At 69.3% G+C, this 24,385-nt stretch carries 20 protein-coding genes and 1 pseudogene; 3 read left to right on the top strand and 18 right to left on the bottom strand.

Annotation, left to right across the window (positions count from 1 at the left end):
- Positions 1-42: 42 nt before the first annotated feature.
- Entirely contained in the window at positions 43-2,073 is a 2,031-nt protein-coding gene (locus tag BLR05_RS00995) for a DUF3300 domain-containing protein (protein ID WP_092831834.1), read from the top strand.
- Positions 2,074-2,112: 39 nt separating this feature from the next.
- Here the strand turns inward: BLR05_RS00995 and BLR05_RS00990 are convergent, their stop codons facing one another.
- The 6 genes from BLR05_RS00990 to BLR05_RS00965 all read right to left on the bottom strand — a co-directional run bounded on the left by BLR05_RS00990 (position 2,113) and on the right by BLR05_RS00965 (position 8,579).
- Positions 2,113-2,760: a mechanosensitive ion channel family protein gene (locus BLR05_RS00990; protein ID WP_225979162.1), complete on the bottom strand. Its 648-nt coding sequence runs from the start codon at positions 2,758-2,760 to the stop codon at positions 2,113-2,115.
- A 148-nt stretch (positions 2,761-2,908) separates the two neighbouring features.
- Positions 2,909-3,946: a GGDEF domain-containing response regulator gene (locus BLR05_RS00985; protein WP_092831953.1), complete on the bottom strand. Its 1,038-nt coding sequence runs from the start codon at positions 3,944-3,946 to the stop codon at positions 2,909-2,911.
- Between the two features lie 59 nt (positions 3,947-4,005).
- The gene (gene lysS / locus BLR05_RS00980; protein WP_092831832.1) at positions 4,006-5,562 is read right to left on the bottom strand and encodes a lysine--tRNA ligase; all 1,557 of its coding nucleotides are present in this window, start codon (positions 5,560-5,562) and stop codon (positions 4,006-4,008) included.
- A 52-nt stretch (positions 5,563-5,614) separates the two neighbouring features.
- A complete protein-coding gene (locus tag BLR05_RS00975; protein WP_092831831.1) occupies positions 5,615-6,817 on the bottom strand; it encodes a hypothetical protein in 1,203 nt (400 codons plus the stop codon).
- Positions 6,814-7,734: a glycosyltransferase gene (locus tag BLR05_RS00970; RefSeq protein ID WP_092831830.1), complete on the bottom strand. Its 921-nt coding sequence runs from the start codon at positions 7,732-7,734 to the stop codon at positions 6,814-6,816. The genes BLR05_RS00975 and BLR05_RS00970 overlap by 4 nt, the downstream gene beginning before the upstream one ends.
- Positions 7,728-8,579 carry a glycosyltransferase gene (locus BLR05_RS00965; RefSeq protein ID WP_225979163.1) on the bottom strand — a complete coding sequence of 284 codons (852 nt, stop codon included), beginning with the start codon at positions 8,577-8,579 and terminating at the stop codon, positions 7,728-7,730. The genes BLR05_RS00970 and BLR05_RS00965 overlap by 7 nt, the downstream gene beginning before the upstream one ends.
- Before the next feature lie 193 nt (positions 8,580-8,772).
- Between BLR05_RS00965 and BLR05_RS00960 the strand changes: the two genes are divergently transcribed.
- The gene (locus tag BLR05_RS00960) at positions 8,773-9,483 is read left to right on the top strand and encodes a class I SAM-dependent methyltransferase (RefSeq protein WP_092831828.1); all 711 of its coding nucleotides are present in this window, start codon (positions 8,773-8,775) and stop codon (positions 9,481-9,483) included.
- A 10-nt stretch (positions 9,484-9,493) separates the two neighbouring features.
- Here BLR05_RS00960 and BLR05_RS00955 read toward each other — a convergent pair whose 3' ends face one another.
- From BLR05_RS00955 to BLR05_RS00945, 3 genes are read right to left on the bottom strand one after another with little or no spacing between them, the layout of a single operon-like run.
- Positions 9,494-10,804 (bottom strand): sugar transferase, encoded by a 1,311-nt coding sequence (locus tag BLR05_RS00955; RefSeq protein WP_092831827.1) that lies wholly within the window; start codon positions 10,802-10,804, stop codon positions 9,494-9,496.
- Positions 10,801-11,931, bottom strand: a complete 1,131-nt coding sequence (locus BLR05_RS00950) for a glycosyltransferase (protein ID WP_092831826.1) — start codon at positions 11,929-11,931, stop codon at positions 10,801-10,803. Before BLR05_RS00950 ends, BLR05_RS00955 begins: the two co-directional genes overlap by 4 nt.
- A gap of 43 nt (positions 11,932-11,974) precedes the next feature.
- Positions 11,975-12,643 carry an LON peptidase substrate-binding domain-containing protein gene (locus BLR05_RS00945; protein WP_092831825.1) on the bottom strand — a complete coding sequence of 223 codons (669 nt, stop codon included), beginning with the start codon at positions 12,641-12,643 and terminating at the stop codon, positions 11,975-11,977.
- 74 nt (positions 12,644-12,717) lie between these two features.
- Between BLR05_RS00945 and BLR05_RS00940 the strand changes: the two genes are divergently transcribed.
- Complete coding sequence (locus BLR05_RS00940) at positions 12,718-13,266, top strand: YggT family protein (protein ID WP_092831824.1); 549 nt, start codon at positions 12,718-12,720, stop codon at positions 13,264-13,266.
- A gap of 60 nt (positions 13,267-13,326) precedes the next feature.
- Here BLR05_RS00940 and accD read toward each other — a convergent pair whose 3' ends face one another.
- The 9 genes and pseudogenes from accD to leuB all read right to left on the bottom strand — a co-directional run bounded on the left by accD (position 13,327) and on the right by leuB (position 24,363).
- Positions 13,327-14,199: an acetyl-CoA carboxylase, carboxyltransferase subunit beta gene (gene accD / locus BLR05_RS00935; RefSeq protein WP_092831823.1), complete on the bottom strand. Its 873-nt coding sequence runs from the start codon at positions 14,197-14,199 to the stop codon at positions 13,327-13,329.
- A 180-nt stretch (positions 14,200-14,379) separates the two neighbouring features.
- Positions 14,380-15,246, bottom strand: coding sequence for a tryptophan synthase subunit alpha (gene trpA, locus BLR05_RS00930; RefSeq protein WP_244160023.1), 867 nt, complete (start codon positions 15,244-15,246; stop codon positions 14,380-14,382).
- The gene (gene trpB / locus BLR05_RS00925; RefSeq protein ID WP_092831822.1) at positions 15,243-16,511 is read right to left on the bottom strand and encodes a tryptophan synthase subunit beta; all 1,269 of its coding nucleotides are present in this window, start codon (positions 16,509-16,511) and stop codon (positions 15,243-15,245) included. Before trpB ends, trpA begins: the two co-directional genes overlap by 4 nt.
- Entirely contained in the window at positions 16,511-17,266 is a 756-nt protein-coding gene (locus BLR05_RS00920) for a phosphoribosylanthranilate isomerase (protein WP_092831821.1), read from the bottom strand. Before BLR05_RS00920 ends, trpB begins: the two co-directional genes overlap by 1 nt.
- A 97-nt stretch (positions 17,267-17,363) precedes the next feature.
- Entirely contained in the window at positions 17,364-18,200 is an 837-nt protein-coding gene (truA, locus tag BLR05_RS00915) for a tRNA pseudouridine(38-40) synthase TruA (protein ID WP_092831820.1), read from the bottom strand.
- A 49-nt stretch (positions 18,201-18,249) separates the two neighbouring features.
- On the bottom strand, positions 18,250-21,057 hold the full coding sequence (locus tag BLR05_RS00910) for a motility hub landmark protein FimV (protein ID WP_167361169.1): 2,808 nt from the start codon (positions 21,055-21,057) through the stop codon (positions 18,250-18,252).
- A 292-nt stretch (positions 21,058-21,349) separates the two neighbouring features.
- Positions 21,350-22,480 (bottom strand): aspartate-semialdehyde dehydrogenase, encoded by a 1,131-nt coding sequence (asd, locus tag BLR05_RS00905; RefSeq protein ID WP_092831818.1) that lies wholly within the window; start codon positions 22,478-22,480, stop codon positions 21,350-21,352.
- A gap of 323 nt (positions 22,481-22,803) precedes the next feature.
- Positions 22,804-23,206: pseudogene (locus tag BLR05_RS00900) on the bottom strand (SDR family oxidoreductase); the annotation flags it as partial.
- A gap of 83 nt (positions 23,207-23,289) precedes the next feature.
- Positions 23,290-24,363 carry a 3-isopropylmalate dehydrogenase gene (leuB, locus tag BLR05_RS00895; protein WP_092831817.1) on the bottom strand — a complete coding sequence of 358 codons (1,074 nt, stop codon included), beginning with the start codon at positions 24,361-24,363 and terminating at the stop codon, positions 23,290-23,292.
- Positions 24,364-24,385: the final 22 nt, after the last annotated feature.

Here is a 24,385-nt window from a genome sequence, read left to right as displayed (position 1 = left end):
CGCGGCCATGAGGGCGGCGCGGCCCTTGCCGGAGGTCATCCCATGGTCCGTGATCCTGCTCTCCCAGCCGTCGCTTCCCCTGCCGCACCCCGCCGCGTTCTGCTGGGCACGGCCATCACCTGCATCGCCGCGGCATGCGCCCTTGCCGGTTGCGAGCGCGTCACGACGCCCGCTCCCCAGGCGGCTGCCAGCGTGCCCGCTCCGGAGCCCGCGGCGTCCGCTGCGGCATCCACGGCTGCCGCGGTACCGGTGGGCTACACGCCGCCTTCCGCGGACGTCCTCTACCAGATGGTGGCCCCGATCGCTCTCTACCCCGACAAGCTCGTGGCCCAGGTGCTTGCCGGCGCCACCTACCCGGACCAGGTGTCTGCCGCTGAAGCCTGGCTTGCCCAGAACCCCGGCCTGAAGGGCACGGCACTGACGGGCGCGGTGGACTCCCAACCCTGGGACCCGAGCGTGAAGTCGCTGACGGCGTTTCCCAACGTGCTGGAACAGATGGCCTCCAACCTGCCCTGGACGACGGCGCTGGGCAAGGCCTACTACCACGATCCTGCCGACGTGATGAATGCCATCCAGGCCATGCGCGCGCGCGCTGCCCATGCCGGTACGCTCAAGAGTTCGCCGCGCCTGCGCGTGGCGACGGTGGAGGCCCGCTCCCTGCCGCCGCCGCTGCCGCCCTCCCAGGCCCCCGTGGCGCTGTACCAGGGGCCGGCGGTGGTGGCGCCGCCGCCCACCGCCATCACCATCGAGCCCGCCGAGGTGCAGACGGTCTATGTACCGCGCTATGACCCGGCCGTGGTGTACGGCACACCGGTGCCCGTGTATCCCAGCTACCGCTGGGCCGTGCCGGTGGTGCAGCCTGCACCGGTGGCGGTCGTCGCGGGCCCGGACCCTGTTGCCGTGGGTGCGCTGGCCTTCGGCGCCGGCGTCCTGGTGGGAGCGCTGGCCAGCAGCCACCACCATGGCTGGGGATGGAACGACTGGAACCTTCACTGGGGCCCACCGCCTCCGCCGCCGATCGCCTGGGGCCCTGCGCCGCCGCCGCCCGCCTGGGGACCTGCGGTCGTGTACCGCGGCGCCACCTATGTGTCGAACTCGCCCACGGTGATCGAGAACATCCACAACCGCATCACGGTGAACAACCGCAATGTCTATGTGAACGCGCCGGGCCAGCCGCCGGGCCTGCCTGCGCCGGGTGCGCCCGCCATGGGATTCGCCGGCGGGCCCGCCGCACCCGTGCGCGCTGCCATGGTGCCGCCGAACGGGCCGCACGGCCAGTCGCTGGCCGCGGCGCTGCAGGACAGCCATGCTGCTGCGGGGCAGCGTCCCATGCCGTTCGAGCAGCGCCACGTGCAGGCCCTGCCACCGGCAGGCGATCGCAACGGTGCTCGCCAGCCGGAGGCCCTCATGCAGGGCCCGGGCAGGGCCCTGATGCCGGTCGCGCCGGGCCAGCCCGCCGCGGCGCAGGCTTTCGCCCAGCCGGGCGCCGCAGCCTCTCCGGGAGCGCCGCACTCCTTGTCCGCAGCCTTCCAGGACAGCCGTGCCGGCCATGGCAATCGCCCCATGGAACTGCAGCGCCCAGCCGGGCCGCAGCATTCCGCCGAAAACCGCAACAGCCCGGCGGCAACGCCGATGGCAGCCGCCATGGGGCCCAACATGGCGAGGCCTGCACTGGCTCCGGCAGAACTGCAGCCGCGACAGGAGCACGGACGCACCAGCCTGGCCATGCCCGAGAACCGGAATCCGCATGCCGCCTTTGCGGCTCCTGCTGTCCCCATGCCGGCTCCGTCGCAGCGTCCGCAGATGCCGATGGACACGTCGATGGCACGCGCCCTGCAGGCGCCTCACCAGACGCCGGCACCTTCTCCGCACATGCAGCAGCAGCCCGTCCGCATGCCGCAGCCGGTGCAGCAACAGCCCATGCATGCGGAGCCGCGCAGCATGCCGGTCGCCGCCATGCATGCACCGCAGCAGCCCGCGCCGCGCCCGGCCATGCACGAGGCCATGCGTGAATCCCGGCCCGCGCCACAGCAGCAGCACGGCGGTGGTCACAGGCCACGGGAAGGCGGCTGAGATCCTGGCGGGGGCGGCGGGTCGCGGCCCCGGCCCCTGTCAGGACGATGGCAGCGAGGAGGCCGGCTGTGCCAGCGGCTCGGTCGGTGCAGGCTGCTGCGGCTCCGCCGCGTCCACCGGCCGGGGCGGCGCGCTGGTCCAGCGCCGCACCACGCGCTGGAAGATGAGTGCGTTGGGGATCTGCAGCAGCACGGGCGCATCGGGCGTGCCGTGGAAATCCTCGAGCGTGGTGTAGAGCAGGTTGATGTCCACGACGCGGCCTTTGGCGCCCGGCTTTTCCGCGGTGTCCAGCACCTCGATGTAGTCGCCCAGCCGGAAGGGCCCGACGGTGAAGATCAGCAAAGCGCAGAACAGGTTGGAGAGCACGCTCCACGCCGCGAAGAAAGCGACCGCGCCCACTGCCGCGAAGCCCGTGAATGCCGTCCACAGCACGGTGGCTGAAACCCCCAGCCGTTCCAGCACCAGCAGCACGGCGCTGCCCATGATGATCCAGCGCACCAGGCCGTTGATGGGCACCATCAGTTCGATGGGCCACTGGTAGTGGCGGCCCGCGCGTTCGAGCAGACGGCGCAGCGTCCGCTGCAGCAGCACGGCCAGCATCAGGATGAGCAAGATCTGGACGCCCGGCACGATGATGTCGAGCCACTCCTGCATCCAGTCGGGAAGGTAGGTGCGAAGCCGGGTCATGGACAGGGGATGCAAGGCGGTCAGCGTCTGGGAGAAAGTACGGGAAATAACGGAAGGATTGCTCACCGACAGAGGGAGCATCCCTGCAGGCAAGGGTTCCGCGGAGCCGTCCCCGCCGCTTGGGCGGGAGCCGTGCGCAGCGTCGAGGTCAGCCGCGCAATTGCTCGATGGTATCCATCTGCATCTCGAAGCTGAAGAAGCGCGCGCGGCCCTGGGCCTTGGCGGCGTAGAGGGCTTCGTCGGCACGCATCAGCATGGCTTCGGCGCTGGTGCTGTCGTCCGGCACGCAGGTGGTGATGCCTCCCGAGACCGTGAGGCTCGCGCCCAGTGGCGAGTCGGGGTGCGCGATGGCGCGCTGGCTCACGAGCTTGCCGAGCGCACGCGCGAAGGTCATCGCCCCGGAGCGTGGCGTGTTGGGCAGGATGAGCGCGAACTCCTCTCCGCCGTACCGTGCCGCTACGTCGCGCGTACGCACGCACACCTCCTTGAGCAGACGACCCACTTCGCGCAGGCAGGTGTCGCCCTGGACATGCCCCACGGCATCGTTGAAGCGCTTGAAGTGGTCGAGGTCGCACAGCATCAGCGTGAGCGGCATGCCGTCGCGGCGCGCAGCGAGGATCTCGCTGTGCAGGATGCGGTCGAAGCCGCGCCGGTTGACGAGGCCGGTGAGGGGATCCACCTCCACCATCTCGTTCAGGCGCTGGTTCGCCAGGTGCAGTTCCTCGGACATGGTCACGAGCCTGCGGCGCATGTCCAGCAGGCGCCGCATGGCGCGCAGCTTGGCCACCAGCACGATGGGTTTCACGGGCTTGACGAGGTAGTCGTCCCCGCCGGCCTCGATACCGCGCCAGACGTCCAGGTCGCTGTCCAGCCCCGAGAGGAAGATGATCGGCGTCCAGCCGCCGGCCTCGGCCTCGCGCATCTGCTGGGCGACCCAGTAGCCATCGTTCCCGTCCGAGAGCCGGATATCCAGCAGCACCAGGTCGGGGCGGCGCAGCTTGAAGAGTTGCAGTGCCACCTCGCTGGAGGCGGCTTCCATCACGTCGGCAACCCCCGCATGCCTGAGCTCGGCCACGAGGGCGGCGCGCACGGAGGCCTGGTCTTCGACGACCATGACGGAGAAGGGGCCCGCCGAGGGGAGGGGGTCGCCATGCCGCCCTGGGGCGGCGGGAGAAATGGGGGGCATGGCGGTCATCGGCCTTCCTCTCTACGGACCGGGCGGTCGGTGCATGGCCGCGGTTTTCATCAGTGCTCCCGGCGCAGGGCGGGGAACAGGATCACGTCGCGGATGCTGGGGCTGTCGGTCAGCAGCATCATAAGCCGGTCGATGCCGATACCGCAGCCGCCGGTGGGCGGCATGCCGTATTCCAGCGCGCGGACGAAGTCGTGGTCGAAATACATGGCCTCGTCGTCTCCGCTGTCCTTGGCTTCCACCTGGGACTGGAACCGTGCGGCCTGGTCCTCCGCATCGTTGAGCTCGGAGAAACCGTTGCCGAATTCGCGGCCCGTGATGTAGAGCTCGAACCGCTCCGTCACCTCGGGGCGCGTGTCGTTGGCGCGCGCCAGGGGGCTGATCTCGGTGGGGTGCTCCATGATGAAGGTGGGCTGCCAGAGCTTGTCTTCCACCGTTTCCTCGAAGTAGAGCACCTGCAGGCCCGCGAGCGAACGGGTGGACAGGCGGTTCTTCTCCTCGGAGAGGCCGAGCTTGCGGAGGGCACCGACCAGCCATGCCGCATCGTCCACGCCGTCGCCGGCCTCGGTATGGCGCAGGATGGCCTCGCGGATGGTCAGGCGCTCGAAGGGCTGCGAGAGGTCCACTGCGCGGCCCTGGTAGGTGAGCTGCAGGCTGTCCGCGGCCTTCGTGGCCGCATCGCGCACGAGCTGTTCCGTGAAGTCCATGAGGTCGCGGTAGTTCCAGTAGGCCGCGTAGAACTCCATCATCGTGAACTCGGGGTTGTGGCGCACCGAGATGCCTTCGTTGCGGAAGTTGCGGTTGATCTCGAACACCCGCTCGAAGCCGCCCACCACCAGGCGCTTGAGGTAGAGCTCGGGCGCGATGCGCAGGTACATCTCCTGCTCCAGCGCGTTGTGGTGGGTCACGAACGGCTTGGCATTGGCGCCGCCGGGAATGGGGTGGAGCATGGGCGTCTCCACCTCCAGGAAGCCGTGCTGCACCATGAATTCGCGGATGCCGCTGACGGCCTTGCTGCGCGCGACGAAGCGCTTGCGGGCGGCCTCGTCGGTCATCAGGTCCACGTAGCGCTGGCGGTACTTGACCTCCTGGTCGGCCACGCCGTGGAACTTGTCGGGCATCGGCCGCAGGCTCTTGGTGAGCAGCCGCAGCGCGGTCACCTTGACCGACAGCTCGCCGGTCTTGGTCTTCATCAGCGTGCCCTCGGCACCCACGATGTCGCCCAGGTCCCAGTGCTTGAAGGCCGCGTAGGCCTCTTCGCCGATCGCATCGCGCGTGACGTAGAGCTGGATACGGCCATGGGTCGTGCCGAGCGAGCCGTCCTGCACGGTGGCGAAGCTGGCCTTGCCCATGACGCGCTTGAGCATCATGCGGCCGGCCACGCTCACCGGCACGGGATTGGCCTCGAGCGTCTCGGCGTCGGACTCGGCGTACTGCGCCTGCAGGTCGGCGGCATGGTACGCCGGCTTGAAATCGTTCGGGAAGGCCACGCCCTTGCCCTGTGCCTGGGCCTCCCGGAGGGACTTGAGCTTTTCGCGGCGCTCGGCGATGAGCTGGTTGTCGTCGGAGGGGGCGGCGGTGGGCGCGGAGGAATTCTGGGGGGGAAGCATAGAAACGAGCGTGTGCAGCCGTGGTAGCGGCTAGTGGACTGGCTGGAACGGGCTATTTTAGTTTTTTGCCCGTCAGCCAGCGCACCATGACCAGCAGAATGGCTGCAGATGTTCCCGCCAGGGTCCACATGTGCACCACGGGATCGATGCCGGGCCATGCGAGCGGAAGACACAGGATGGCAATTTGCAGTCCGTTGAACCCGATGGCGGCCCTTGAGAAGGGACGCGCCAGGCCGCGCTGGAACGGCAAATGGCCGTACGCGGCGAAAAGGCAGGCGCATCCCTGCCAGATCACGAGCGGTGCCAGATAGCCCTCCAGGCCTTGCCAGGCGGACGGAATCCACCGTGCATGGAGCGCCCAGGCAGCGGCCAGGCCCGCCAGCAGGGTGCAGGCCGCGCCCGACAGGCCGATCCGCCGCGACAGCGCGGAATGTTCGCGCCCCTGTGAAAGCAGCACCTGGGGCCAGGCGGCGTGCACCACGGCAGGCAGCAGCCCCAGCAGCCGCAGCAGCACGGCCAGATAGCTCGCCTCCGCGGCCCCATGGAACCGCTGCCACATGACGAGAACCGCCATGCCTGCCGCGGCATCGGCTGCGGTGTGTGCGATGCGCAGGAGCGGACCCCGGTCGTCCTGCTGCAACGGGCGCGCTTCTCCTGGCGTGTGATGGTCGTCCTCCGGCGGTGTGCGTGCATCGCGCGCGGGGCGCAGCAGCCAGAGCGCGCCGATCGCGTAGCTGCCCGCCGCCGCTGCGAAGAGCACCGTGGCACCGGTGCCCGGCAGGAGCATTCCTGCACTGCCGGCCGCCGCGAGCGCGGCGAGCGGCGGGACCGACCGGGCCAGCGCGGCCGACTGCGCGGATGCCGTGCGCAGGGCCCATGGCTGTGCCATGTACCAGCCGAGCTGCAGCAGTGCCAGGAGGGCGGCCCAGGCCAGGCATGCGCCGGGGCGGCCCAGGTCCGCAATCCACACGGCCGCTGCCGCTATCGGAAGCAGAAAGGTCCAGCGCAACAAGCTGGCGCGCATTGCTTGCCGCAGTGCCAGGCCAGGAGGGTGGTGGATGTTGGCCAGGAAGCGCAACTGGCTCTGGGCGAGCGCCAGCGTCATCCAGAAGAAGCCGATCTGGCTCACCACCGTGAAACGTCCTACCTCCTGGGGCTGGAAAAGCCGCAGCATGAGCAGGCCGAAGAGCCCCTGGGCTCCCAGCGAGACGGCGCTTGCGGCCGCGATATGCGTCGTGGTGCCGAGCAGTTTCATGCACGCTCCTGCCACCGGCGCCATATGTGCATGCGGGACAGCAGCGCATTCCAGGTATGCGCTTCCATCGGCGGAACGGTGCAGGGCTGCCCGTTGAGGCCGGGCCCCAGCAGGTCCGCGTAACGCGCCACCGTCGCGTGGGCGGGAAGGTAGATGAACCGTGCGCCCGCCGTGCGCTCGAACTCCCGCACCCAGCGGTAGTCGGTGGAGATGGCGGGCAGCCCGACTGCGCAGTATTCGAGCAGCTTGGTGGAGGTCTGCCGGTCGTAGGGGGGGCGTACCGGCACCAGGTTCAGGCCGTAGCGAGCCTGCGCGAGCAGGGCCGGGACGTCGCCCTGCGGCACGCGTCCCGCCATCGACACGTTGGGCAGGCGGCCCAGTGCGGCCCGCAGGTCATCGGGCGGCTCCCCTATGAGCAGCAGCGTGCGTCCGGCCGGTGCCAGGGCTTGCAGCAGCGGCGCGAAACCGCGCAGCCGGTGCATGTCTCCGAGGTAGGCGAAATCGAAACGTGCGCTGCGCTGTGTGCCCGAGCGCGGCAGGAAGGCTTCTGGAACGCCCATGTCGCGGTATTCGAACGGAATTCCGTCGCTGAACCCGAGCCGTCGGCGCACCCAGGCATTCTGGAAGATCCGGTAATCCGGAGTGGGCTGCCGCCAGGACTTGATCCTGTCCTTGAGCCAGGCGCAGGGCGGCACCGAGGCCGACGCGTACTCATGCACCTGGAACGCACCGGGGTGGCGCCGGGCACTTGCCGGGGGCACGAGTCCGCAGATCCACCACAGTACCTCGGCATCGCCGGGCACCGTGCCCGGATGGCTGTGCAGCACGGCCTGGTGACCGGATTGCCGCAGGAACGCGGAGTAGGCTGCCAGTTCCGGCAGGTAGGCTTGCCCGGAGTGTATGAAGTGGATCAGCATCGCCCCGCTGCCTCCCGAAGCACCGATTGCCAGCCTGCGAGGAAGTCCGCACGCCGGTACCGCTCCAGAACGCGGTGCAAATCCGCCTGCACGAGCCCGGCTGGCATGCGCAGCGTTGCGAGCACGGCATCGGCCATCGCCTGCGCAGAGTTTTCCTGCGCGAGCAGGTAAGGCGCAACATCGTGCAGCATCTCCTGCAGGGCCGGTATGGGCACGCCGACGCAGGGCACACCCACCGACAGCGATTCCAGGGCGGCCATGGGGCAGCCTTCATAGCGCGATGTGAGCAGGGTCAGATCCTGCCCGCGGCAGAACCCTGCGCTGTCTTGGATATGCCCCAGGAATCGCAGCCGTCCTGCCTGCTGGAGATCCTGCGATGCAGCTTCCAGCGTGCCGCGCAGCGGCCCGTCCCCTGCCAGGGAGAGATGGAATTCGGGCGGAAGCCTGCGCAGGGTCTCCACGAGCAGCAGCGGGTTTTTCTCGACGGACAGGCGTCCCATGTAACCCATGCGCACCGGGCCCGGCCTGTTCATCTCCATTGCCTGTCGTGCACGGGCGGACGACGGCGGGGCGGGATTGCGCACGACGCGCAATGCGGGCGACTTCCGGCCGCCGCCCCGCATGAACCGCAGGAACGCCGCTTGCGATGACCCGGAGACGAACACGCAATGCGAGACGCGCCCGTAGAGCCAGCGCAGCCACGCCTGTTTTCCGGCGCCGGCGCGGGCCTGTTCCAGCACCGTATCCACCGGTCCGTGCACCCACACCACGGAGCGCCTGCGCGTCGCGAGGCCCAGGGCCCAGGCTGCGTAGGCAGGCCGGAAATTGTGCGCGGCGAGCAGCACGTCGCTGCGCCGGGCCGCTGCGAGCAGGGCCGGCCCCCTCTGCGGCGCGGCATGCTGGATGTCCACCGGCCAGCCTGCTTCGCGCAGTCCGTCCACCAGCGTCCGTGTGACCGTTGCCACGCCTCCGGCTCCCGGTGCATCGTGCAGCAGGCAGATACGCGGAGGTGTGCCAGTGCCTGGGGATAATCGGGACATGGATGCAATCTCCAGATACTTATCGGGCGAGGACTTCGATGACGACTATCGCTACCAGCCCCGGATGGCCTTTGCTCCATTGGCGCGCGGCGACCTGCTCGAACAATGGTGCACGGGGCGATCGGTGCTGCACGTGGGGTTTGCCGACCACCAGCCGCTGATCGCCGCACGGGTGGCCGATGGCGGCTGGCTGCATGCGCGCCTGAGCCGCAGCGCGCGGCAATGCCATGGCATCGACATCAACCAGCAGGCGGTGGAGGCTGCCCGGCAGCTCGGATTCCAGCACGTGCATGCGCTGGATATCCACGCCGCGGATTCCGAAGTCTTCCTGCGGGGACTCGGTGTGGAAATCGTCATGGTTCCCGACGTACTGGAACATTTGGGAGATCCTGCGGCGTTCATGGCGCGGCTCGCGCAGATCTTTCCCGCCGCAGATTTCGTGGTGTCTGTGCCGAACGGACTCGCGCTGCGCAACGCGGTGAACATGCTGTGCGGCGTCGAGCGCGTCAATACCGATCACCGGGCCTGGTTCTCGCCCTACACCCTGTGCAAGGTGCTGGCCGATGCCGGCCTGCGTGTCGAGGAGTTGCGCGGCTGCATGGTCAGCCCGGCAGGCAGCCTCAAGGGGCGTCTGCTCCGGGGCCTCGTGCGCCGGCGGCCGCTGGGGGCGGACGTGCTGGTCGCGCGCGCGCGGGTGGGGATGTCCTGACGCCATGCTGCTACCGGGAACCGAATCCGCTGGCCACGATGCGCAGCGTCTTCCAGGCGATCAGCAGATCCAGTGCCACGGAATAGTGCGCGACGTAGTAGAGGTCGTAGCTGAGCTTGACGGCGGTCTGTTCCTCGCTGTCCGCGTAGCCCTGCTGTACCTGCGCCCAGCCGGTCAGGCCGGGGCGCACCAGGTGGCGGTAGGGATAGGCGGGAATGCGTTCCGCGAAGCTGCGCACGAATTCCGCCTGTTCGGGCCGTGGTCCGATCAGGCCCATGTCGCCCCGCAGGACATTCCACAACTGTGGAAGTTCGTCGAGGCGGGTGCGTCGTATGAAGCGGCCCACCGGCGTGATGCGGTCGTCGTTGGGCTGCGCGAAGCGTGCGCCTTGCTCTGAGGGCGCATGGCGCATGCTGCGCAGCTTCCAGATGCAGAACTCGCGCCCGTTGCGGCCCACGCGCAGTTGTGAGAAGAGCATGGGGCCGGGAGAGTCCAGTTTCACCGCCAGGCCGGCGACCAGGCACAGGGGAAGCCAAAGCGGCAGCGTCGCCAGGGTGGCGGCCAGGTCCACCATGCGCTTGACCGTGTCGTAGGCCGGATTGCCGTCCAGCGCCCACAGATCCTGCGCGTGGTTGTCGGGAAGCACCATGCGGCCACTCAGCAGTGCGGCCACTGCTTCGACGCTGTAGAGGCGCACGTGCTGCAGCCGCAATCCGCTGATCCTCCGGTCGCGCGCCGCATGGGAAGGGGCATGCCGGTCCAGCACCACGCCGGCCCAGCCCGAAGCGGCGGCATCATCCAGGCCATGCTCCGGCCAGGGCACGAGCGTGATGTCCTTTCTGCGTGCCTCGTCCGCGCCTGCACCCAGGAGCGCCTGCAGGCGCCGCGGGACGGTATCGTCCAGATAGGTCAGGCACAGTCCGTGCCGGTTCAGGTCGCGCCAGTGGCCGATCAGGAACCACGCCAGCGACAGCAGGTACGACAGCAACACGGCCCCCCGTGAATAGGGGCGCTGCAGCAGTGCGAAACCGAGCGGGGCCGTCAGGTACGGCACGGCGGTCGCCACGAAAAGAAAGCTTCTGCCTTCGAAGCGCGGCAGGTGCGCACCGCTGTACAGCCAGTAGGCCGCGATGGCGTAGGGGATGGCGCACCACAGGACGGTCGCGGGGAACTGGTAGGTCACCCAACCGCGGCGCTGCAGCTCCAGCCCGATGAGGTAGGCCGCGAGCAATGTCACCGTCCCCGCCAGCGACCAGCGCAGCACGGCGCCTTGCCGGTGCGCCGTGGAGGAGCCGAGTTCGCGTTGGGGAATGCTGTTCATGCAATTGAGGAGCGGGAATGCCGGAGGGCAGCGGCATAGATGCCGCGCACTGCAGAGCCCATGCGCTCGGCGGTGTAGTGCCTTTCGTAGCGTTGCCGGGCGGCAGCCCCGAGCCGGGCGCGCAACACGGGGGACTCTGCCAATTGTCGCAGTGCCGCAGCGAGCGCTTCCGGGTCCGCGGGCACGAGCAGTGCGTGCTCGGGGCCGGGCAGCAGTTCGCGCACGCCAGGCAGGTCGCTGGCCACGATCGCCATGCCTGCACGCATTGCCTCGATGAGCGAAATGGGCAGTCCTTCATGGTCCGACATGAGCACGAAGATGCCGTGGCGTGCGAGCCGGGCGGGTACGTCGGCCACGTCCCCCGTGAAATGGACCGACGACTGCAGGCCCAGCCGGGCTGCCAGCGCTTCGTGGGCCGGCCGCTCGGGGCCGTCTCCCAGGAGGCTGACGGAGCAGTCCCGTCCGGCCGTGTCCCTCAGTCTGGCCAGGGCCTGCAGCAGCAGGTCGTGCCGCTTCGGCGGGGCCATGCGGGCAACCATCGCGATCGCAGTGCTTTCACGCTTCCAGGCCATGGCATCGGAGGGCGCGGCGATGTCGTCCACGCCATTCACGACAGTGTGCAGGCGCCTGCGCGGCAAGGGCAGGCTGCCCGCCAGTGCGCGTTCGTGCTCCGAGACGCACACCATGCGACGGGTCAGCGGGGCCAGCAGTGCCTCGGTGGTCCAGGCCACCGTCCGGCGCGGCCAGGAGTTGCCGGCCTTGAATGCGAAACCATGCACGGTATAGACCACGGGAACACCCGACAACGCTCCCGCCAGACGGGCCGCCACGCCGGCCATGGCGCTGTGGGCGTGCAGCAGGTCCGGGGACTCCGTTCGTACGATGCGGAGCAGATCGCGCGTGGCCTGCAGGAAGCGTAACGGCCGCAAACCGTTGTCCAGCAAGGGAATGCCATGCACATGCAGGCCCAGGGCTTCCAGATCCCTGCCCAGCGGGGAGGTCGGGCCGGCTCCGCCAATGGCGGCCTGCACGGCCACACCCTGCCTGCCGAGAGCGGCGCACAACGTGCGCACGTGGCTCTGTGCTCCCCCTGTTTCGCCTTTGGTGATGACCTGCAGGACTTTCACGGCGCAAACACACCGGGCGCGGTCCGAATGGCGCGGAGGCTGCTCATGGCGCAATGCCGGTGCGGTCCAGCACGTCGTCCACGAGCTCCAGCCGCAGCAGCGGGCTGTCGAGCTGCATGAGCTGCTGTTTCAGGTCGATGGGCACCGGCAGCAGTTCGCACCAGCGGTTCGCCACCCAGCCGCAGTCGTCCAGCTGGGCGGCACTGGGCAGGGGCAGGCTGGCGTCGTCGGGACTGCGGTCGCGCAGGCGCGCCAGCACCTGTTCCAGGGCCGCCGCGGCCTTGCGCAGGTCCGGCGGCACGGGCACGGCCACGTCCGGCGGCAGTTGCTCGATGTCGGCGATCCAGAGGCCGTGCGGCAACAGCTGGCGTCGCACGATGCGGAAGCGATCCGCCCCCTGGGCCCGCAGGGCGATGAGACCGGGGTGGGAATCGTCGAGTTCCGAAATGGTCGCGAGCGTGCCCACGTCGTGGAATTTCTCGGGCGCCGCGCCGGCATGGCGCACCTCATGGCCGTCCGTGAGGGCCACCACGCCGAACGGTGCACCGGCCTGGCGGCACTTGCGCACCATGTCCAGGTAGCGCACTTCGAACACCCGCAGGGCCAGCAGGCCGCCCGGGAACAGCACCGTGCCCAGGGGGAACAGCGGCAGCGAACTGAGCGTGAGCGGCGCCGGGGGCGCAGGCTCGTGGGGAGGTGGGGCGAAGGTCATGGGCGGGGCCTGTACGGCCCGCTATCATCCCACGGCGAACGGGCCCGCGACGGGCCTGCCTACGACGAGGTCCCATGCTCTTCCAGATTGCTTCTTTCCTGCTGGACGTGATCGGCGGCCTGCTCACCGGCGCCTGCCTGCTGCGCCTGTACATGCAGGCGCAGCGCGTTCCCTTCTCCAACCCGGTCGGCAGACTGGTCTTCGCCCTCAGCGACTGGCTGGTGATGCCGCTGCGCCGCATCATTCCCCCCACGGGCCGCTGGGACTGGTCCAGCTTCGTGGCGGGGCTGCTGATCCAGCTGGCGCAGTACCTGCTGCTGTGGCTGCTGCTGGGCGGCCTGCTGGGCCTGGCCTGGCTGCCCTGGATGGCCCTGTTCGGACTGGCGCGGGCGGCGGTCTCCGGGATGATGGGGCTGCTCATCGTCGGCGCGATACTGTCGTGGGTGCAGACGCGTTCGCCGATCGCGGATGTCATCGGGCGCCTATGCGACCCCATCCTGCGTCCCCTGCGCCGCGTGATTCCCCTGCTGGGCGGAGTGGATCTTTCCCCCCTCGTGGCCATCGTGCTGCTGCAGGTGGTAATGATCGTGCTGGGTCACCTGCAGGGTGCCGTGATGCGGTAGGGCGTAAAAAAGCCGCCATACCCCCGTGAGGGGCGGCGGCTTTTTCTTGCTGGCAGTGGCTCAGGCGACCGAGTCGGCCGGCAGGCGCTGGAGCATGGCCAGGCTCTTGGCGACGGTGTTGCGCAGTTCGCGGCGATCGCAGATGAAATCCACTGCGCCCTTGGTCTGCAGGAACTCGGCCCGCTGGAAGCCCTCCGGCAGCGTCACGCGCACCGTGGATTCGATCACGCGGGGGCCTGCGAAACCGATGAGTGCCTTGGGCTCGGCGATCACGATGTCGCCCACGAAAGCGAAGCCCGCGGAAACGCCGCCCATGGTCGGGTCGGTGAGGACGCTGATGTACGGCAGGCCCTTCTTGGCAAGCCGTGTGAGCGCAGCGTTCGTCTTGGCCATCTGCATGAGCGACAGCAGGCCCTCCTGCATGCGGGCGCCGCCGGTGGCGGTGAAGCAGATGAACGGCACCTTCTGCTCGATGGCGGTTTCCACGCCACGCACGAAGCGCTCGCCCACCACGCTGCCCATGGAGCCGCCCATGAAGTCGAACTCGAAACAGGCAGCGACGACGTTGATGCTCTTGACCGAGCCGCCCATCACGATCAGCGCGTCGGTCTCGCCGGTGTTCTCCAGCGCTTCCTTCAGGCGCTCGGTGTACTTGCGGCTGTCCTTGAACTTGAGCGCGTCCACCGGCAGCACTTCCTGGCCGATCTCGTAGCGGCCTTCCGCGTCCAGGAAGGCGTCGAGGCGCGGGCGGGCATTGATGCGGTGGTGGTGGCTGCAATGCGGGCAGACGTTCTGGTTGTGCTCCAGGTCGGTCTTGTAGAGCACCGTCTCGCAGCTCGGGCACTTGATCCACAGCCCCTCGGGCACCTGGCGGCGCTCCGTCGGGTCGGACTGCTGGATCTTGGAGGGCAGAAGTTTTTCGAGCCAGGACATGGGTGTATTCCTCAAAATGAATGGCAGACCGCAGCGCCACAACCTTCAAAACCGGCGCGGCCCAGCCCAGCGGACGCCACGGAACCGGCTCCGCCGGGCCGTAGGCGTCGTCCCCCTTCCCGCGCGAAGCGCGAGAGAAGGGGGAAGCGGCAAAGCCGCTCAGGGGGATGGTCTCTAATTCTACGTGTCGAGCGCCTTGCGCACCCCTCGCAGGAAGTCGATGGCCAGGGGCACGACCCGCTCGTGGGGCTGGTCGTCCAGCAACTGGATGATGCGGCTGCCGATCACCACGGCATCCGCGACGCGGCCGATGGCCTGCGCGGTGGCCGCGTCGCGGATGCCGAAGCCCACGCCGACGGGGATGTGCACATGGCGGCGGATCACCGGCAGCATGGCTTCCACGGCCGAGGTATCGAGCGCCCCGGAACCGGTCACGCCCTTGAGCGAGACGTAGTACACATAGCCGCTCGCGACGCGGGCCACCTGCTGCATGCGATCTTCGGTGCTGGTGGGGGCCAGCAGGAAGATCAGGTCCATGCCATGCGCACGCAGCCGGGCCGCGAAGTCCTCGCATTCCTCGGGAGGGTAGTCCACGATCAGCACGCCGTCCACGCCGGCCTCGGCGGCGTCGCGCACGAAGGCGTCCTCGCCGTGGCGCTGGTCGTAGCGCTCCACCGGATTGGCGTAGCCCATGAGCACTACCGGGGTCTTCGCGTTGCGCTGGCGGAATTCGCGCACATATCCCAGCACCTGGGCCATGCCCACGCCCAGCGAAAGTGCCTTTTCCCCGGCCTTCTGGATCACCGGGCCGTCGGCCATGGGGTCGGAGAACGGCACGCCGAGTTCGATCACGTCGGCGCCGGCCTCCACCATGCCGTGCATCAGCGCAGGCGTGATGTCAGCGAACGGGAAGCCGGCGGTCACGTAGGGAATGAGTGCCTTGCGGCCGCGGGCCTGCAGGTCGGCAAACGTCGCCCCGATGCGTCCCTGGGCGGGCTCGGTGGCTGCCCTGGGCGCAGTGGGGGAAGTCGTCACGTCGGCGCTCATGCTGCCGGCCCTCCCTTGACGGCATGGCCCCGCATGGACGGGCGGTCGTAGAAATCCACGCCCGAGAGATCCGCCACGGTGCCGATGTCCTTGTCGCCCCGGCCCGAGAGGTTCACGAGGATGGACTGGTCAGTGCGCAGGGTGCTGGCGAGCTGCATGGCGTAGGCCACGGCATGGCTGGACTCCAGCGCCGGGATGATGCCCTCGGTGCGGCAGAGGTAGTGGAAGGCGTCGAGCGCTTCCTTGTCGGTGATGCCCACGTACTCGGCGCGGCCGATCTCCTGCAGCCAGGCATGCTCGGGCCCGACGCCGGGGTAGTCCAGGCCGGCGCTGATGCTGTGGGTCTCGGTGATCTGGCCGTTCTCGTCCTGCAGGATGAACGTACGGTTGCCGTGCAGCACGCCCGCGCTGCCGCGCTGCAGCGATGCCGAATGCTTGCCGCTGTCCAGCCCCTCGCCGGCAGCTTCCACGCCGATGAGGCGCGTCCTCTCGTGCGGGATGTAGGGATGGAAGATGCCCATGGCATTGCTGCCGCCGCCCACGCAGGCGATCACCGCGTCCGGGTGCTCGGCGCCGATGCGCTGCTCTGCCAGCATTTCAGGCATCTGCGCGAGGCATTCGGTGCCAATCACGCTCTGGAAGTCGCGCACCATCATCGGGTAGGGGTGCGGGCCCGCCACCGTGCCGATGATGTAGAAGGTATTGTCCACGTTCGCCACCCAGTCGCGCATGGCCTCGTTGAGCGCGTCCTTGAGCGTGCGGCTGCCCGACTCCACGGGCACCACGGTGGCGCCCAGCAGCTTCATGCGGTACACGTTCGGGCTCTGGCGCTTCACGTCCTCGGCACCCATGTACACCACGCACTCCAGGCCGTAGCGGGCGCAGATGGTGGCCGTGGCCACGCCGTGCTGGCCTGCGCCGGTCTCGGCGATCACGCGCGGCTTGCCCATGCGGCGGGCCAGCATGGCCTGGCCGATCACATTGTTGATCTTGTGCGCGCCCGTGTGGTTGAGGTCTTCCCGTTTCAGGAAGATCTGCGCGCCACCCATTTCGCGGCTCATGCGCGCTGCATGGTAGACGGGCGACGGCCGGCCCACGAAGTGCGCGAGTTCGCCGTGGAATTCCTTCAGGAACTCCGGGTCGTTCTGGTAGCGCGCATAGGCCTCGCGCAATTCGGTGAGGGCATGCGTGAGCGTCTCGCTCGCGAAACTGCCGCCATAGCGGCCGAAGTGGCCCGAAGCATCGGGCTGTTGGTAGGAAAGCATCAATCGTTCTTCGCAAAATGCCCATCGGCCGCGCGCACGGCGGCGATGAAGCGTTGGATCTTGCCGGCGTCCTTGATGCCCCGCAGCGGACGGCCGTCGGGGCCTTCGGCTTCCACGCCGGAACTGACGTCAACCGCGAGCGAAAGGCCGCGCGGCCGCACCTGCAAGATGCCATCGGTCACGTTTGCAGGCGTGAGTCCACCAGACAAAACGAGGTGAGAGCCGACGCTTGGTGGAAGGAGTGACCAATTGAATGCCTTGCCGCCGCCGCCATAGCCGTCGACGTGGGCGTCGAGCAGGATGGCCTGGGCGCGTGAGTATTGCTCGGCGAATTGTACGAGGTCGAACGCCGGGGCGTGAGCGTCCAGGGGAATGCGGGCCGCGCGCACGAAGGGCCGACCCCCGCCAGCCGCTGCCTGGCAGGCCTCGGGGCTTTCGTCACCGTGGAACTGCAGGGTGGCGCCCGGGATCTCGTCGCAGGCGGCCGCCACCTCCGCGGCTTCGGCATTCACGAACAGGAGCACGGGCGTGACAAAGGGGGGCAGGCGGCGCGCGAGCGCGGCGGCCCGCTGCACGGTGACCGCGCGGGGGCTCTTCGGGTACAGCACGAACCCCACCGCATCGGTGCCGGCCTGGACGGCCGCGTCCAGGTCCTGCTCGCGGGTGATGCCGCAGATCTTGATGCGCGTGCGGGGGGCCGGGGCATCGCCGCGCCGGCTGTCCGGCAGGGGCGTGTCAGGGGCGGATGAAGGCATGGGCGAAGACATGAAGGTATGCGGATGGGCTGCCGCAGGCGCGTACAGGGTCCGCCGGGCACCGGGCAATGCAACGGCTCAGCCGCGGGGCCTGCCGTCAGGCCAGCCAATCATACGCAGCGGTGCGATCGGGCAGTCCCCAGACCGGATCGTAGAGCGGACCGAGAAAGTACAGGCCGTCCGGGGAGAAGGTGGGCGCCGCCGCGTCCCGCGAGCGCGCCTGCAGCACGGCGTGCATCCAGTCCGCCGGGTGCTGCCCCTGGCCGACCGCCACGAGGCACCCCATGATGTTGCGCACCATATGGTGCAGGAAGGCATTGCCCTCGAACTCGAACCGCCAGTAGCAGGTGGGTACGTCGCTGCGGTCGCCCGAGGGCTGGCCCGCCGGCATCCCACCCGTGCCGCGTTGCGTGATCTCGATGCGGCGCAGTGTCTTGACGGGTGACCTCGCCTGGCATGCGGAGGCACGGAAGGAGGTGAAGTCGTGCTCGCCGAGCAGATGCCGTGCCGCCGCGCGCATGGCGTTCACGTCCAGGGCGTGGAAGACCCAGCCCACCCGTCCCGACTCCACGCTCGGGCGCACTGGCGATTGCAGCAGCACGTAGGCATACCGGCGGGCCATGGCGCTGGCGCGCGAATGGAATGCCTCCGGCACGGGGCGGGCCCACTGCACGGCGATGTCCGGAGGCAGGAACGTGTTGGTGCCGCGCACCCAGGAGAACGGCGTGCGCTCCAGCGGCGTATCGAAATGCACCACCTGCATGAGGCCGTGCACTCCCGCATCCGTGCGCCCGGCGCAGATCGTGGAGACCTCGTGCGTGGCGAAGCGCGCGAGGGCCGCCTCCAGCCGGTCCTGCACGGTCACTCCCCCGGGCTGGCTCTGCCAGCCGCGGTAGGCCGAGCCGTTGTAGCTGACGCCCAGCGCCACCCTCATGGCCGTCCGCCCGTACGCCGGGCCCGCCCGGTCGCGGACTGTCCGGCCATCAGCCCAGTTCGGCCAGCAGGCGCTGTGCCCGGGCCTTGAGTGCGCCCGAGGATTCCGCGATGACTTCCTCCACCAGCGTGCGCGCGCCTTCCGCGTCCCCGATGGCGTTGAACTCTTCGGCCAGCGCCAGCTTGGTGGCCAGCGGATCGTCCGGCAGCCCGGCTGCGTCGCCGGTTGCCTCGCCAGGCTCCGTGGCGGCGGGGGTGGGTTCCGCTCCAGCGGTGGACGGCTCGGCACGGCCGGCGGTGGGCGCATCCAGGTCCAGCGACAGGTCGCCCAGATCGAACTCGAGGGGAACGGGGGCCGAAGCGGGTGCGGCTCCCGGCTCCAGCGAAGCGTGGGCCGAGTCCGCCAGCGACAGGTCATCGGGAAAGTCCAGCTCCGGGGCGGGGGTGGCCTGTGGGGCAGCGCTGCCGGCCATCGGAAGCGGCGTGGTGGGCGACGGGTCGAACTCGAGTACGGGCTCCACGGCCTCTGCGGGTGCCGGTGCGGCGCTGGCCGGAGATGCCGTCGCGGCCGCAGCCGTCGCCGCTGCGAAGGCGCCGGGCGCCGCGGGAGGCAGGGCAGGTGCCTCGGTCAGCGCATCGTCCGGTAGGTCGAGATCCAGGTCCAGGTCGAGGTCGGGCGGCATCGCTGCTGCGGTGGCTGCCGCTGCCCCGGCTGCCGCTCCGACGGCCGCGATGCCGGCGGCCGTGCGGCCGTCGGTCAGGGTGCTCTGGAATCCTTCGGCGGGCAGGTGGCGCGCGGCGTCGTCGCCCAGCACCGGGGGGTGGCCTCCCGGCTGGTACAGCGGATTTTCCGGATCGATGCTGCGGCCGAGGTCCGCGACGCGGTTCCAGTCCACGCCGTGCCCGTCGGTCAGACGGAACACGTCCTGGGCCACGGCGTCGAGCGCCTTGCGGTCCTGCCGCTTGGCGTAGATCTCGGCCAGTTTCACATGCACCGCGGTACGGTCGGGGCTGTGGCGCAGGGCCTCCTTGAGGATCTCTTCCGCCTGCAGGTCACGGCCGTAGGCCAGATAGACGTCGGCCTCGGCCACGGGATCCACGTCGCCGCCCGCGTCGAGCTGGCTGGGCGAGTACGCCATGGACGACGCGCCCGTCGTGAGCTGGCTGCTGGCGGTATCCACCCGCTGCCCGCCGCTCGCGCCGAAGAAGGAGTCTGGCTGCAGCTTGCTTTCGAGGAAGGAACTGTCCACCGCGTGGCGGTTGCGCCGGTTCTGCACCGTCCGATACACGCCGTAGCCCAGCAGCAGTGCCAGCAGGCCGCCTCCGGCCAGCGGCAGCATCGGGTTCTCCAGCAGGGAGTCCAGGAATCCAGGCTCTTCCGGCGGCGCGGCCGGGGGAGGCGTTTGCGGGCGCACGGCCGGAGCCGGCGCTGCCGCGGCAGAGGCTCCGGACGCAGGGGCGCTGGCCGCCGCTGGTGCAGAGGCTGCCGTTTCCTGTGTCGGAGACGGCGCTGGCGCAGATGCCGTTGCCGAGGCCGCAGCCGGCGCAGCGGAGGGAGCGCTGGCCGCCGGCGCTGGCGCAGGGACCGGCGAGGGAGCGGGCGTGGATGCCGCAGGTGCGGGAGCCGAGGCCGGGGGAGCACCGACCGGAACGGCGATGCGGCCGGGTTGTGCGGCTGAGGCGGCCGGCGCGGGTGCGCCCGCCGGGGCGGACGCGGCCCCCAGCTTGTTCAGCTCCGAGATGTTCTTGGACAGCTCGGCCATGCGGGCGGAGTCTGCCCCGGCCTGCTTGTCGCGCGCCAGCTGCTCTTCCGCAGCGCGCTGGCCGCGCATGGCGCCCTTGGAGAGCGTGAGCTTGTCAGGCGCTGCGGTGGCGGCCTTGCGGTCCTCGACCTGCGTCTGCACGCGGCCGCTGGCCGAGCGCTCGGCCGCAGCCACCTCGGCGGAAGGGGCTGCGCCCGCGAGCCGGCGGCGGAATTCGTTGAAGTCGCGGCTCTGCGCGGCGATGATCTGCCGCGCCTCCGCGGGCGGGGTGGCGCGGGCCTGCGCCTCGCTCGGGATATCCAGCACGGCGCCGGACTTCATGCGGTTCACGTTGCCGCGGATGAAGGCGTCCGGGTTGGCGCGCATCATGGCCACCAGCATCTGGTCCAGGGAAACGCCGGCAGGCCGGTAGGTGCCGGCCAGCCGGCCGGCCGTGTCGCCGGGGCGCACCACCACGCTTTCGGGGGTTCCCGAGGGTGCGGCAGGGGCTGGCGCCGGCGCGGCGGCAGGGCGTTGCGGGCGGGCCGCTGGCGGAGAGGCCGGCGCCGGCACTGCGGCGGGAGGCTGGGCTGGCGCTTCGGCGCGCGCCTGCTGCGCGGGCGCTGCCGTGCGGGGCGGGGACTGCGGCACGGGCGAGGGGGCCGCACCCGCCTGGGCGGTGGCGGTGGGGGCCGGAGTCTCGCGGCGGCTGGCAGGCGGGTCGAGCAGCAGGGTGTAGCTGCGCACGAGCTGGCCCGCGTTCCAGCTGGTATCCAGCACCAGGTCCACGAAGGGGTCGTTGACGGGGCGGCTGGTCGTCAGGCGCAGGACCATGGACCCGTCGGCCTTGCGTTGCAGCCGTACCTGCAGGTCGTTGAGGGTGGGGGAGACCTCCAGACCCTGTGCGCGATAGGCCTGCGGGGAGGCTGGTGCGGCGCGCAGGGATTCCGCTTCCGCGGCCGTGATCTGGGGCAGGTCGATCTCGGCCCGCAGCGGCTCGCCCAGGGCCGACTGGACCGACAGGCGCCCGAGGGAGAGGGCACTGGCATCGGAGGTGTAGAAGCCGGTCGAGACGAGGGCCGCCGCGGCCAGAGCAGATAGTTTCCAACGATGCATGTGTGCCATCAGCCGATCAAGTTTTGAGCCTCCGCGAAAAGCGCGGAAGCGGGGCGCACCCGGTTCCGCGCTCACGCGTGAAAATATGTAAAAAGCACCATAGCATCAATGTTTTGCAGTGACAAGCGAGGTGCCGGGCCCCGCGCGACCACCTCCACGGGTGGGGCACGAGAGGCCTTTTTTGCATGTTGTCGTAGGACAACGACTCGTAACAAAGCGTGCATGAGTCTGGTATCCCGGTTACGCCCGGCCATACCGGAGCAGGCCGCGTTCAGGCCGGAGCAGGCCGCGTTCAGGCGTCCAGCAGGATGCGCAGCATGCGGCGCAGCGGCTCGGCGGCGCCCCACAGCAACTGGTCGCCGATGGTGAAGGCGCCGATATAGTCCGGGCCCATGGCGAGCTGGCGGATGCGGCCGACCGGGATGGTCATGGTGCCGGTCACGGCGACGGGCGTCAGGTCGCGGAGCGTGGCTTCGCGCGTGTTCGGCACCACCTTCACCCACTCGTTGTCGGCGGCGATCATGGCCTCGATGTCTGCCACGGGCACGTGCTTCTTCAGCTTGAACGTCAGGGCCTGGCTGTGGCAGCGCATGGCACCCACGCGCACGCAGAAGCCATCCACCGGCACGGCCTGGGTGCCGAAGCCTTCGCCCTGGCCGAGGATCTTGTTGGTCTCGGCCATGCCCTTCCACTCTTCCTTCGACATGCCATTGCCCAGGTCCTTGTCGATCCAGGGAATCAGGCTGCCGCCCAGCGGCACGCCGAAGTTGGCCGTCTCGGCCTCGGAGAGGCTGCGCTGCCTGGCGATGACCTTGCGGTCGATCTCCAGGATGGCGCTCTTCGGATCGTCCAGCAGCGAGCGCACTTCGGCATTCAACGTGCCGTACTGCGTGAGCAGTTCGCGCATGTGCTGCGCGCCGCCGCCGCTGGCCGCCTGGTAGGTCTGCGTGCTCATCCATTCGACGAGGCCGGCCTTGTACAGCGCACCCACGCCCATGAGCATGCAGCTGACCGTGCAGTTGCCGCCGATCCAGTTGTTGCCGCCCCTGGCGAGCGAATCCTTGATGACGGGCATGTTGACCGGATCGAGCACGATCACGGCGTCGTCCTTCATCCGCAGCGTGGAGGCCGCGTCGATCCAGTGGCCCTTCCAGCCTGCTTCGCGCAGCTTGGGGAAGACTTCCGTAGTGTAGTCGCCGCCCTGGGCGGTGAGGATGATGTCGCAGCGCTTGAGGGCGTTGATGTCGAATGCATCCTGCAGCGTGGTTTCGTTCTTCGCCTCGGCGGGTGCCTTGCCGCCCGCGTTCGAGGTGGAGAAGAACAGCGGCTCGATGAGGCCGAAATCGCCCTCGGCCGCCATGCGTTCCATCAGGACCGAGCCGACCATGCCGCGCCAGCCGACCAACCCTACCAACTTGCTCATTTCAACGCCCTTTCGGTTTAAGAAAACAGTGCCCGACCGGGACTGCTCGCCTGGCTCGTCAGGGCCAGGAAGGGCGCACGACGAACCAGGCTGGATCAGCCCTTAATGGTGGTCGTGGTTTTGGTGGTGATTGCGCGCGTGGCCACGCCTGCCAGGGCGGCAGAGGCGGTGTTCGGGGCGAACGGGCGGGCGGCAAACATGAGCGGCGATTTTAGCGGATACCCGGACACACGGCGTACGCGGAGATACGCATGCAGGCAGCGGCACCCCGTCCGCGTCGCGGCCGCACCACACGTGGCAGCGCTTTCACCCGCGCAGGACGGTACGCCCCCGTCCACCAGCATCGCGGTGCCTGTGACGAAAGACGATGCGTCCGAAGCCAGGTAGAGCGCCGCCTGCGCGATTTCCTCGGGGCGTGCCAGCCGCCGCAGGGCGTGCAGCGGGGCCACCTGGGCCAGGGCCTCGGGGCTGCCGTTCATCTCGCGTGCCATGGGCGTATCGGTGCCGCCGGGCAGCAGCGCATTCACGCGTATTCCTTCGGCGCCGTATTCGGCTGCCAGGGCCTGTGGCCGGGATCTGCTGCCGCGCGCCGAGGAATGCGCTGCCGAGATTGGTGTCCAGCGTGCGGCGCCAGTCGTCCGGATGGATGTCGATCGTGGGGTAGAGGGGCCCGAGCGTGCCGGCGTTATTGAAGGCGATGTCCAGGCCGCCGAACCGCCCGACCGCGCATCCGGACCCATGATGCGCGGGGCTGCAGACGAAAAAAGCGGCCCTGGGGGCCGCCTGGTCGAAAGGGGAAAAGGCGGGTATCAGCGCGCCAGGGCCTTCACCACCGCATCGCCCATCTGCGCCGTGCCGACCTTGGTCGTGCCTTCGCTCCAGATGTCGGGCGTGCGCAGACCCTGGGCCAGCACCTTCTGCACGGCGGCCTCGATGCGCTGGGCGGCGGCTTCCTGGTTCAGGCTGAAGCGCAGCATCATGGCCGCCGACAGGATGGTGGCCAGCGGGTTGGCTACGCCCTGGCCGGCGATGTCGGGCGCGCTGCCGTGGCTGGGCTCGTACAGGCCCTGGTTCCTGCTGTTCAGGCTGGCCGAGGGCAGCATGCCGATGGAGCCGGTGAGCATGGAGGCCTCGTCCGAGAGGATGTCGCCGAACATGTTGCCCGTCACCACCACGTCGAAGGCCTTGGGCTTCTTCACCAGTTGCATGGCGGCGTTGTCCACGTACATGTGCTCCAGCTCCACGTCGGGGTATTCCTTGTGCACGTCGGTGACCACGTCCTTCCAGAACTGGAAGGTCTCCAGCACGTTGGCCTTGTCCACGCTCGTGACCTTCCTGCTGCGCCTGCGCGCGGCCTGGAAGGCGACGTGCGCGATGCGCTCGACCTCCGGACGGCTGTAGCGCATGGTGTCGAAGGCCTCCTCGGCGCCGGGGAAGTGCCCGTCGGTGGCCGTGCGGCGGCCGCGCGGCTGGCCGAAGTAGATGTCGCCCGTCAGCTCGCGGATGATGAGGATGTCCAGGCCCGCGACGAGTTCGGGCTTGAGGCTGGAAGCGTGCGTGAGCTGTTCGTAGCAGATGGCCGGGCGGAAGTTGGCGAACAGGCCCAGGTTCTTGCGCAGGCCCAGGATGGCCTGCTCGGGGCGCAGCGGGCGGTCGAGCTTGTCGTACTTCCAGTCGCCAACGGCACCGAACAGCACTGCGTCGGCCTCCTGGGACAGCTTGAGCGTGGCCTCGGGCAGGGGGTGGCCGTGCGCCTCGTAGGCGGCGCCGCCGACCAGGGCGGACTCCATCTCGAAGGGAAGGTCGAGCATTTCGAGCACCCTCACGGCCTCGGCCACGATTTCGGGGCCGATGCCGTCGCCGGGCAGTACTGCGATTTTCATTGGTAGTTCTCTTGGGTGCGGT

It is taken from the genome of Paracidovorax cattleyae (assembly GCF_900104515.1).
GTDB lineage: Bacteria > Pseudomonadota > Gammaproteobacteria > Burkholderiales > Burkholderiaceae_C > Paracidovorax > Paracidovorax cattleyae.
This window is presented reverse-complemented; position numbering and strand designations above follow the sequence as displayed.